At 69.1% G+C, this 11,114-nt stretch carries 7 protein-coding genes and 1 pseudogene; 6 read left to right on the plus strand and 2 right to left on the minus strand.

Translation table 11 applies throughout. The features are described from left to right. Positions 1 to 27: 27 nt before the first annotated feature. Positions 28 to 2,097 carry an excinuclease ABC subunit UvrB gene (gene uvrB, locus Q0D57_RS10065; RefSeq protein WP_291042521.1) on the plus strand — a complete coding sequence of 690 codons (2,070 nt, stop codon included), beginning with the start codon at positions 28 to 30 and terminating at the stop codon, positions 2,095 to 2,097. A 50-nt stretch (positions 2,098 to 2,147) separates the two neighbouring features. Here uvrB and Q0D57_RS10070 read toward each other — a convergent pair whose 3' ends face one another. Continuing rightward, positions 2,148 to 2,522, minus strand: a complete 375-nt coding sequence (locus Q0D57_RS10070; RefSeq protein WP_291042523.1) for a hypothetical protein — start codon at positions 2,520 to 2,522, stop codon at positions 2,148 to 2,150. A 158-nt stretch (positions 2,523 to 2,680) separates the two neighbouring features. Here Q0D57_RS10070 and uvrA point away from each other — a divergent pair, with 158 nt between their 5' ends. Next, positions 2,681 to 5,554: an excinuclease ABC subunit UvrA gene (gene uvrA / locus Q0D57_RS10075; protein WP_291042526.1), complete on the plus strand. Its 2,874-nt coding sequence runs from the start codon at positions 2,681 to 2,683 to the stop codon at positions 5,552 to 5,554. Between the two features lie 7 nt (positions 5,555 to 5,561). Here uvrA and Q0D57_RS10080 read toward each other — a convergent pair whose 3' ends face one another. Beyond that, entirely contained in the window at positions 5,562 to 6,851 is a 1,290-nt protein-coding gene (locus Q0D57_RS10080) for a plasmid pRiA4b ORF-3 family protein (protein ID WP_291042529.1), read from the minus strand. A 95-nt stretch (positions 6,852 to 6,946) separates the two neighbouring features. Here Q0D57_RS10080 and uvrC point away from each other — a divergent pair, with 95 nt between their 5' ends. The 4 genes and pseudogenes from uvrC to Q0D57_RS10100 form a co-directional block, all read left to right on the plus strand. Then, a complete protein-coding gene (uvrC, locus tag Q0D57_RS10085) occupies positions 6,947 to 8,866 on the plus strand; it encodes an excinuclease ABC subunit UvrC (protein ID WP_291042531.1) in 1,920 nt (639 codons plus the stop codon). Positions 8,867 to 8,905: 39 nt separating this feature from the next. Next, complete coding sequence (gene rapZ / locus Q0D57_RS10090) at positions 8,906 to 9,784, plus strand: RNase adapter RapZ (protein ID WP_291042533.1); 879 nt, start codon at positions 8,906 to 8,908, stop codon at positions 9,782 to 9,784. Between the two features lie 44 nt (positions 9,785 to 9,828). Continuing rightward, positions 9,829 to 10,806 carry a DNA-binding protein WhiA gene (gene whiA, locus Q0D57_RS10095; RefSeq protein WP_291042536.1) on the plus strand — a complete coding sequence of 326 codons (978 nt, stop codon included), beginning with the start codon at positions 9,829 to 9,831 and terminating at the stop codon, positions 10,804 to 10,806. 106 nt (positions 10,807 to 10,912) lie between these two features. After that, positions 10,913 to 11,114: pseudogene (locus Q0D57_RS10100) on the plus strand (superoxide dismutase); the annotation flags it as partial.

Here is an 11,114-nt window from a genome sequence, read left to right on the forward strand (position 1 = left end):
GTCGGTGGTCCTCCCTAAACTTAACGCATGGAACCGACCCGCTCTGTACACCCGTTCGAGGTCATCAGTGAATACACCCCCAGCGGCGACCAGCCCGCCGCCATCGCCGAGCTCGCCGGCCGCATCAACGCCGGTGAGACCGACGTGGTGCTGCTCGGCGCCACGGGAACGGGCAAGTCGGCCACGACGGCCTGGCTGATCGAGCAGGTGCAGCGCCCCACCCTCGTGCTGGCCCACAACAAGACGCTCGCGGCCCAGCTGGCGAACGAGTTCCGTGAGCTCATGCCCAACAACGCGGTCGAGTACTTCGTGTCGTACTACGACTACTACCAGCCCGAGGCCTACGTGCCGCAGACCGACACCTTCATCGAGAAGGACTCCTCGATCAACGAGGAGGTCGAGCGGCTCCGCCACTCCACCACCAACTCACTGCTGTCCCGCCGAGACGTCGTGGTGGTCTCCACGGTCTCCTGCATCTACGGCCTCGGTGCCCCCGTGCAGTACCTCAACGCCATGATGGCGCTGCAGGTCGGTCAGCGGATCGACCGCGACCACCTCATCCGCAAGTTCGTCTCGATGCAGTACCAGCGCAACGACGTCGACTTCTCGCGCGGCAACTTCCGGGTGCGCGGCGACACGATCGAGATCATCCCGATGTACGAGGAGCTCGCGATCCGGATCGAGATGTTCGGAGACGAGATCGAGGCCCTCTACACGCTGCACCCGCTCACGGGAGACGTCGTCAAGAAGCTCGACAGCGTCTCGGTGTTCCCGGGCTCGCACTACGTGGCCGACACGAGCGTCATGCACCGCGCCATCGAGACCATCCAGACCGAGCTGCACGACCGGCTCGCCGAGCTCGAGCGCGAGGGCAAGCTGCTCGAGGCGCAGCGGCTCCGCATGCGCACCACCTTCGACCTCGAGATGATGGAGCAGATCGGCTTCTGCTCGGGCATCGAGAACTACTCCCGGCACATCGACGCGCGCGGTCCGGGCGAGGCACCGCACTGCCTGCTCGACTACTTCCCGGACGACTTCCTCGTCGTGATCGACGAGTCGCACGTCACCGTGCCCCAGATCGGCGCCATGTACGAGGGTGACTCCTCGCGCAAGCGCACCCTCGTCGACCACGGCTTCCGGCTGCCGAGCGCGCTCGACAACCGGCCGCTGAAGTGGAACGAGTTCAAGGAGCGCGTCGGCCAGACCGTCTACCTCTCGGCCACGCCGGGGCGCTACGAGATGGGCATCGCGGATGGCGTGGTGGAGCAGATCATCCGCCCCACCGGCCTCATCGACCCCGCGCTCATCATCAAGCCCTCCAAGGGCCAGATCGACGACCTGCTCGAGGAGATCCGCATCCGGGCCGAGCGCGACGAGCGGGTGCTCGTGACGACGCTCACCAAGAAGATGGCCGAGGAGCTCACCGACTACTTCACCGAGGCAGGGGTGCGCGTGCGCTACCTGCACTCAGACGTCGACACCCTCCGCCGGGTCGAGCTGCTCACCGAGCTCCGGATGGGCGTCTACGACGTGCTGGTCGGCATCAACCTCCTGCGCGAGGGGCTCGACCTGCCCGAGGTGTCGCTCGTGGCGATCCTCGACGCCGACAAGGAGGGCTTCCTCCGCTCGTCGACCTCGCTCATCCAGACCATCGGCCGCGCGGCCCGCAACGTCTCGGGCGAGGTGCACCTCTACGCGGACAAGATGACCGACTCGATGCGCCTCGCCATCGACGAGACGGATCGCCGGCGCGAGAAGCAGGTCGCCTACAACACCCTGCACGGCATCGACCCGCAGCCGCTCCGCAAGAAGATCGCCGACATCACCGAGGCGCTCGCCCGCGAGGGCGCCGACACGGCGGCCCTCCTCAGCGACCGCTCCGGCCGGGGCAAGAAGAGCCCCACGCCCAACCTCCGCCGCGAGGGCATCGCCGCGCAGGGCGCCAACGACCTCGAGGCCATCATCGCCGACCTCAACGGCCAGATGCTCGAGGCCGCGGCCGAGCTCAAGTTCGAGCTCGCCGGCCGCCTCCGCGACGAGGTGCAGGACCTCAAGCGCGAACTCCGCCAGATGGAGAAGGCCGGCCACATCAGCTGACGCCGGGGCCGGGCCCGACCCTGACGGGTCGGCCGTGCCGGCATCGCAGTTCACACGCCGGTGAGCACGGCGACGATCACGCTCGACGCGATCACGGTGACCAGCACGAAGCCGCTGACGAGCAGCGCGGCCACGACCGGTCCTCGTCGACGACGGCCCTGCTTCGCGCCCGACACTGCTCTGAGTGTCACGACGATGGAGATCACCGCCAGGAGACCGGCGACGACCGCCAGCAGAGGCCCGAACCAGAGGGCGGCGACCGCCGGCCAGAGCAGTGGATCCGCGATCCAGCCCAGCCCGGCGCCCACACCGCTCCACGCCGCCGGGATCGACAACAGCGGCACGGCGGCGAGCTGGAGAGCGCACGCTGCGAGCACGAGGGCAGCGGTCGAGCGACGCTCCGCGCCGGATGACGAGTGGGACATGCTGATATTCTCTCAGATTCGGGATGCCGCCCAGAGCGCGGTGCCGGTAACGCCCTGGCCGGATGCCGCCCAGAGCGTAATCGGGAGCCGGTGTCGGTGGGTCGACATAGACTTTCGGGGTGTCGATTTCGAGCGTTGAAACCATTGATTTTGAGCCTGTGAAGCCCCTTCAGGCGACGGGCAAACTGAGCGTGCACGGGGCCCGTGTGCACAACCTCCGGGACGTCGACATCGAGATCCCGCGCGACTCCCTCGTGGTGTTCACGGGCCTGTCGGGCTCGGGCAAGTCGAGCCTCGCGTTCGACACGATCTTCGCCGAGGGCCAGCGCCGCTACGTCGAGTCGCTGAGCGCCTACGCGCGCCAGTTCCTCGGCCAGGTCGACCGTCCCGACGTCGACTTCATCGAGGGCCTCAGCCCCGCGGTGTCGATCGACCAGAAGTCGACCAACCGCAACCCGCGCTCCACCGTCGGCACGATCACCGAGATCTACGACTACATGCGCCTGCTCTGGGCGCGCATCGGCGTGGCCCACTGTCCCGTCTGCGGCGAGCGGATCGCGGCGCAGACCGTGCAGCAGATCGCCGACCAGCTCATGGAGCACGAGCAGGGCGTGCGCTACCAGATCCTCAGCCCCGTCGTCTCGCAGAAGAAGGGCGAGTTCGTCGACCTCTTCAAGGAGCTGTCGGCGAGCGGTTACTCGCGCGCGATCGTCGACGGCGACATGATCCAGCTGAGCGATCCGCCGAAGCTCAAGAAGCAGTTCAAGCACGACATCTCGGTGGTCATCGACCGTCTCGTCGCGGGCCCCGAGATCCTCGGCCGCCTCACCGACTCGCTCGAGACGGCGCTCCGCCTCACCGACGGCCTCGTGCAGATCAACTACGTCGACGAGAACGGCCCCGAGGCCTGGCAGACCTTCTCCGAGAAGCTCTCCTGCCCCAACCAGCACCCCATCCAGCTCACCGAGATCGAGCCGCGCACCTTCTCGTTCAACGCCCCCTTCGGCGCCTGCCCCGAGTGCTCGGGCCTCGGCACCCGCATGTCGGTCGACGAGGATCTCCTCCTGGGCGATGAGGACCTCAGCATCAACGACGGCGTCATCATCCCCTGGACCACACAGGGCAAGGGCCTCTACCAGTACTACGAGAAGCTGCTCGACGGCCTCGCCCGCGACCTCAAGTTCTCGCTCGACACGCCGTGGAAGAAGCTCAAGCCCGAGGTGCAGGAGGCGATCCTCCGCGGCGACAACTTCGAGGTCAAGGTCAAGTGGAAGAACCGCTACGGCCGTGAGATGAGCTACACCTCCGGCTTCGAGGGCGTCATGCCCTACATCGAGCGCCAGTTCCTGCAGGCCGACTCCGACTCGCAGCGCGTGCGCTGGAGCGAGTACCTCCGCGAGGTGCCCTGCCCCGTCTGCGACGGCAAGCGGCTGAAGCCCGAGGTGCTCGCCGTCACGGTCAACGACCGCAGCATCGCCGACGTCGCCGAGCTCAGCCTCGCCGACGCCCAGACCTTCATGGGCACCCTCACCCTCACCGACCGCGAGGCGATGATCGGCGCCCAGGTGCTGCGCGAGATCAAGGCCAGGCTCGACTTCCTCATCGAGGTCGGCCTCAGCTACCTCGACCTGGCGCGCGCCGCCGGTTCGCTCTCCGGCGGCGAGGCCCAGCGCATCCGTCTCGCCACGCAGATCGGATCGGGTCTCACCGGAGTGCTCTACGTGCTCGACGAGCCGTCGATCGGTCTGCACCAGCGCGACAACCGGCGTCTCATCGACACCCTCGTCAAGCTCAAGAACCTCGGCAACACCCTCATCGTGGTGGAGCACGACGAAGACACGATCCGCACCGCCGACTGGATCGTCGACATCGGACCGGGCGCCGGCGTCAACGGCGGAACCGTCGTGCACTCCGGGCACTACGACGAGCTGCTGGCGAACACCGACTCGCTCACGGGCGACTACCTCTCGGGCCGCAAGTCGATCGACATCCCGGCCAAGCGCCGGCCGATCGACCGCAAGCGCATGGTCACCGTGCAGGGCGCGGAGGCCAACAACCTCCGCGGCGTCACGGCCGACTTCCCGCTCGGCGTGCTCACGGCCGTCACGGGCGTGAGCGGATCGGGCAAGTCGAGTCTCGTGAACGACATCCTCTACCGGGTGCTCGCCAACAAGCTCAACGGAGCCCGCAAGCTGCCCGCCAAGCACAAGCGCGTCACGGGCCTCGAGAACCTCGACAAGGTCGTGCACGTCGACCAGAACCCCATAGGCCGCACCCCGCGCTCCAACCCGGCGACCTACACGGGAGTCTTCGACCGCATCCGCACCCTCTTCTCGGAGACGGCCGAGGCGAAGGCCAGGGGCTACCTGCCCGGCCGGTTCTCGTTCAACGTCAAGGGCGGCCGCTGCGAGGCGTGCTCGGGAGACGGCACGATCAAGATCGAGATGAACTTCCTGCCCGACGTCTACGTCGCGTGCGAGGTGTGCGGGGGAGCGCGCTACAACCGCGACACCCTGAGCGTGCACTACAAGGGCAAGAACATCGCCGAGGTGCTCGACATGCCGATCTCCGAGGCGGCCGAGTTCTTCGAGCCCATCTCGGCCATCCACCGCTTCCTCAAGACGCTCGTGGAGGTCGGCCTCGGCTACGTGCGGCTCGGCCAGAGCGCCACGACGCTCTCGGGCGGCGAGGCGCAGCGCGTGAAGCTCGCCACCGAGCTGCAGCGCCGCTCCAACGGCCGCAGCGTCTACGTGCTCGACGAGCCGACCACGGGCCTGCACTTCGAAGATGTGCGGAAGCTCCTGCTCGTGCTCAACGGCCTCGTCGACAAGGGCAACACGGTCATCGTGATCGAGCACAACCTCGACGTGATCAAGTCGGCCGACTGGCTGATCGACCTGGGCCCCGAGGGCGGAGCGGGCGGTGGCACCATCATCGGCGCCGGCACCCCCGAGAAGCTCGCCACCATCGAGGCGAGCCACACGGGGTCGTTCCTGCGCGAGATCCTTCCGCCGCCCACGCGGAAGCGCTGACCGAGCGCTAGCGCACGCGGAGCGGGGCGAGGAGGCGATCGGCCTCCTCCGCCCCGATCTCCGCCGACGCCCCGACGCAGCGCGGCAGCTTGACCGGCGCTGCGACCGCCTGCGGCTCGGTCACGCGCTCCAGCGTCACGATCACGCGCGCGCCGTCGTAGTCGTACCCGAGGGCGTCGCCGTCCTCCACGAGGAGCTCGCCGATCTCGACGTCGTCCTCCTCGAATCCGTCGTCCGACCCTCCGGCCGAATCCGCCGGCGAGCCCGACGACCCCTCCTCCAGATCGGTGGTGAAACGGTGCTCCTCGGTGTTGGCCCAGTCCAGCGTGAGCTGGAGCGCGAGATGCAGCTCACCGAGATCGGCGTCGGCGTCGATCTCGAGACGCCGCCACACGGCGGGCTCGGAGCCCACGAGGCTGGCCGTCACCTCGAGCACCGTGCCCTCGGGGTGCGGATTGCCCTCGGACAGCCCGAACTCGTCGGCGAGCTCGAGCAGCACGTCGGCCAGCGCGGGCCGCAGCCCGCCGGGTGCGACCAGCCGGCCCGCGGCATCGCTCGACAGGATGCCGTCCTGCACGAGCCCCGCGAGGACCGTGTCGGTGAGCGGCGAGGCCAGGGCGAGCTCCGGCACAGAGGCCCCCGCGTCCTCGTCGAGCAGCTCGAGGATCTGCGCGGTCGCGAGCCCGGGCAGGAGCTCCGGCGAGACGGCGACGCACAGCACGCCGAGCACGCGCTCGATCACGAGCGCGCCGATCGGGCCGGCGGGGTCGAGGTCGGCGAGAGCGGCCTGCACCCGGGCCAGGAGGTCCGCCTCCGAGCGCACGACGGGAGCGAGCGCTTCGAGGGCCTGGCGAGCGGATGCCGCGGGCACGTCCGGCACGAGCTCCAGCGCGTCGATCAGGTCGAGCAGCAGTCCCGAGCCCTCGTCGACCGCGTCGGCCAGCAGCTCGTAGCTCGCGTCGATCTCGGACTCGGCCGGCGCCCACATGCCCGTCTCGACCGCGAAGTCGAGGTAGTGCTCGAGGGTGTCGACGAGGTGCGGTGTCATCGGCGAGAGCTCCGGATCGGCCTCGACCGCGTCGAGGACCGCGCCGAGCACCGATTCCGTCGGGGTGCGGAGGGCACCCGACGAGAGCTGGAACAGCTCGCCGAGCAGCGCCCGGGACTCCTCCGCGGCGAGGTGGTCGTGGTCGGCGACCGCCGCGACGTGCTTCGTGTACCACCGGTCGAAGCGGATCAGCAGCGCCGTGGTGGCCGCTCCCTGCGAGCGACCCCGGTCGTTCCCCTTGCCAGCCATCGCGCATCCTCTCGTCGTGCCCGACGACCGGGCATCCGAGCATCGATCCTAGGCCGACACGGGTGTCGGTCCCGAGTGGAAGAATCGTAGGTGACATGGCAGACACAGTGAGCTACCGCCCGAAGGCGGGCGAGATCCCGACCCAGCCCGGCGTGTACCGCTTCAAGGACGCGAACGGCCGGGTGCTCTACGTCGGCAAGGCGAAGAACCTCCGCGCGCGCCTCAGCAACTACTTCGCGCCGCTCCGGAGCCTGCACGAGCGCACCCGGCGCATGGTCACGAGCGCCTCGGGCGTGGAGTGGACCGTGGTGGCGACCGACATCGAGTCGCTGCAGCTCGAGTACACCTGGATCAAGGAGTTCGATCCGCCCTTCAACGTCAAGTTCCGCGACGACAAGACCTATCCGTTCCTCGCGGTCACCCTCGCCGACGAGGCGCCGCGCGTCATGGTGACCCGCAACCACAAGGTCAGGGGTGCGCGCTACTTCGGTCCGTATCCCAAGATCTGGGCGGTGCGCGACACGATCGACCTCATGATCAAGGCGTTCCCCATCCGCACCTGCTCCGACTCGAGCTACAAGCACGCGATGCAGACGGGGCGGCCGTGCTTCCCCGGGCAGATCGGCCGCTGCGGCGGCCCGTGCTCCGGCAAGGTCACGATCGAGGAGCACCGGGCGATCGTCGACGACTTCGTGGCGTTCATGGCGGGCGGCGACAAGCGCTTCGTCACGGCGGCCACGAAGAACATGAGGGCGGCCGCCGAGCGCCAGGACTACGAGGCGGCGGCCAAGTACCGCGACCAGCTGCAGGCCCTCGAGGCGGTGCTCGCGAAGAGCGCCGTGGTGCTGCGCGACCGGGTCGACGCCGACCTGTTCGGCATCGAGCACGACGAGCTCGCGGCGAGCGTGCAGCAGTTCATCGTGCGCGGAGGGCGCATCCGGGGCGAGCGGTCGTGGACCGTCGACAAGGAGCTCGACCTCGACACCGCCGAGCTCGTCGACTCGATCCTGCAGTCTGCCTACGAGGGCCAGGAGCCGCCCAAGGAGATCATCGTGCCGGCGCTGCCGGACGACACGGAGGAGCTGGAGACCTGGCTCGGCGCCCGCCGGGCGGAGGCCAGGGGGAGGGGCACGGGCAAGGTGCAGCTGCGCACCGCCCAGCGCGGCGAGAAGGCGGCGCTCATGGCCACGGCCACGATGAACGCCAAGAACAACCTGATGCTCTACAAGACCAGGCGCTCCTCCGACTTCGTGGCGCGCTCCCAGGCCCTCACCGACATCCAGGAGGCGCTCGGCATGACCGATGCACCGCTCCGGATGGAGTGCTACGACGTCTCGCACCTGTCGGGCACGAACATCGTGGCGTCGATGGTCGTCTTCGAGGACGGCCTGGCCAGGAAGGACCAGTACCGCCGGTTCACGATCGCCGAGTCGACCGACGACACCGACTCCATCCACCAGGTGCTCACACGCCGGCTCGCCTACCTCAAGGAGGATCCGCAGGCCGCCGAGCGGGCCGAGGCCGAGGCGCAGATCTTCAGCGACGGCGAGTCGCCGGTCGAGCCGGCGAAGCGCAAGAAGTTCTCCTACCCGCCGAACCTCCTGATCGTCGACGGCGGGCAGCCGCAGGTCAACGCGGCGGCTCGTGCCCTCGAGGAGTCGGGCGTGCAGGGCATCTTCCTCGCGGGCATCGCCAAGCGCCTCGAGGAGGTGTGGCTGCCGGACAGCGACTACCCCGTCATCCTGCCGCGCGGCAGCGAGGCGCTGTTCATGATCCAGCGGCTCCGCGACGAGGCCCACCGCTTCGCCATCACGCACCAGCGGTCCCGGCGGAAGCGCGACATCACGTCGGTGCTCTCCGAGATCCCCGGTCTCGGCCCCTCCCGCGTGCGCGAGCTGCTGAAGCACTTCGGCTCGGTCACGCAGCTCAAGGCGGCGGAGCCGGAGGCCATCGCGGAGGTCAAGGGCATCGGCCCCCAGCTGGCGACGACCATCCGCGAGACCCTGTCCAGGTAGGCTGGTCCAACGATCCCGAACACCGAGCGAAAGCGCACGATGGCACCCGACACCCCTCAGCAGCAGGAAGTGCTGATCGTCACGGGCATGTCCGGCGCCGGCAGGTCGACCGTGGCGAACGCGCTCGAAGACCTGGGCTGGTACGTCGTCGACAACCTCCCGCCGCAGATGCTGCGGCCGCTCGTCGACCTCGCCGAGCACGCCGGATCGACGCTCCCGCGCATCGCCGCGGTCGTCGACGTGCGCGGCCGCGACTTCTTCTCCGACCTGCAGGAGATCATCCAGGCGCTCCGGAGCGGCACCCAGCTCCGCGTCGTGTTCCTCGAGGCAACCGACCAGGCCCTCGTCCGCCGCTTCGAGCAGGTGCGCCGCCCGCATCCGCTGCAGGGCAATGGCACGCTGCTCGACGGCATCGGCGCCGAGCGCTCGCGGCTCAGCCCCATCCGCGAGTCGAGCGACATCATCATCGACACGTCGGATCTCAACATCCACCAGCTCGCCACGACGGTGCAGGAGCGGTTCTCGCACGCCGACACCGCGGGCGTGCAGGTCACGGTCATGAGCTTCGGCTTCAAGTACGGCGCTCCCACCGACGCCGACGGCATCGCCGACGCGCGGTTCCTGCCCAACCCGTTCTGGGTGCCGGAGCTCCGCGCCCACTCCGGGCTCGATTCCGAGGTCTCGGAGTACGTGCTCGGCCAGACCGGGGCGCGCGACTTCGTCGAGGCCTACGCCAAGGCCCTCGAGCCCGTGCTCGCGGGCTACCAGCGTGAGAACAAGCGCCACGCGACGATCGCCATCGGATGCACGGGCGGCAAGCACCGCTCCGTCGCCATCGCGCGCGAGCTGGCCGAGAAGATCGGCACCTATCCGGGTGTCGTGGTGAATGTGAAGCACCGCGACCTCGGTCGCGAGTGAGCGACCACCCCTCGTTCACGACCCAGAAGTAGAAGAAGGTTTCCTTGGCTCTGACAGCCGACGTCAAAGACGAACTGGCCCGCGTCGCGGTCAGCAAGACCACCGTGCGGGCCGCCGAGCTCGCCACCGTGCTGCGGTTCGCGGGAGGTCTGCACCTCATCTCGTCCCGCATCGCGATCGAGGCGGAGGTCGACACGCTCGACATCGTGAAGCGCGTGCTGCGCGACCTCGTGGAGCTCTACGGAGTGAAGGGCGACGTCTCGCTCGTCGCCCCCTCCGGTGGGCGCCGTGAGGGCACCTACCTCGTGCGCGTGCTCGACGGCGGCGAGACCCTGGCCCGCCAGACCGGGCTCCTGGATGCGCGCCGCCGGCCGATCCGGGGCCTCCCGAACCGGCTCACCACGGGCACGCGCGAAGACCTCGCCGCCGTCTGGCGCGGCGCGTTCCTCGCGAGCGGCACGCTCACCGACCCGGGCCGGTCGGCCGCCCTCGAGGTCACCTGCCCCGGCAACGAGGCCGCCATGGCGCTCGTCGGTGCGGCCTCGCGGCTCGGCATCTCGACGAAGGCTCGCGAGGTGCGGGGCGTGCACCGCGTCGTCATCCGCGACGGCGAGGCGATCGCCGCGATGCTCGGGGTGATGGGTGCGGCCGCGACCGTCACGAAGTGGGAGGAGATGCGCCAGCGCCGCGAGGTGCGCGCCACCGCCAACCGCCTCGTCAACTTCGACGACGCGAACCTCCGCCGATCCGCCCAGGCCGCCGTCGCCGCGTGCGCGCGGGTCGAGCGCGCCATGGAGATCCTCGGCCCCGACATCCCCGACCACCTCAAGTACGCCGGCGAGCTCCGCCTCGCCCACCGCGACTCGAGCCTCGACGAGCTCGGCCACCACGCCGACCCGCCCATGACGAAGGACGCGATCGCGGGACGCATCCGCCGCCTGCTCGCCATGGCCGACAAGCAGGCCGCCGACGAGGGCATCCCGGGCACCGAGGCCAACCTCCCGCCCGACCTCGACGACTGAGCGGCTTCTCGCGTCAACCCCCTGTTCAGCCGAACGCAATAGACTGAACATGTCACTCACAGCCGCCACTCAAGGGTCGGCGGCCTCAATCACGAGGAGATCTCTTATGGCTGAGTACACTCTGCCGGACCTGCCGTACGACTACGCCGCTCTCGAGCCCCACATCTCGGGCAAGATCATGCAGCTGCACCACGACAAGCACCACGCCACCTACGTCGCCGGGGCCAACACCGCCCTCGCCGGCCTCGCCGCCGCCCGCGAAGCAGGCGACCTGGCCAACGTCAACAAGCTCGAGAAGGACCTCGCCT

It is taken from the genome of Herbiconiux sp. (genome assembly GCF_023264895.1).
In the GTDB taxonomy this organism is placed as follows: domain Bacteria; phylum Actinomycetota; class Actinomycetes; order Actinomycetales; family Microbacteriaceae; genus Herbiconiux.

Bases quoted from the DNA above. Each gene is read 5' to 3' on its own strand.
- uvrC (WP_291042531.1), top strand. From the start codon at position 6,947: ATGGCAGACACAGTGAGCTACCGCCCGAAGGCGGGCGAGATCCCGACC.
- Q0D57_RS10080 (WP_291042529.1), bottom strand. From the start codon at position 6,851: ATGGCTGGCAAGGGGAACGACCGGGGTCGCTCGCAGGGAGCGGCCACC.
- Q0D57_RS10070 (WP_291042523.1), bottom strand. From the start codon at position 2,522: ATGTCCCACTCGTCATCCGGCGCGGAGCGTCGCTCGACCGCTGCCCTC.
- rapZ (WP_291042533.1), top strand. From the start codon at position 8,906: ATGGCACCCGACACCCCTCAGCAGCAGGAAGTGCTGATCGTCACGGGC.
- uvrB (WP_291042521.1), top strand. From the start codon at position 28: ATGGAACCGACCCGCTCTGTACACCCGTTCGAGGTCATCAGTGAATAC.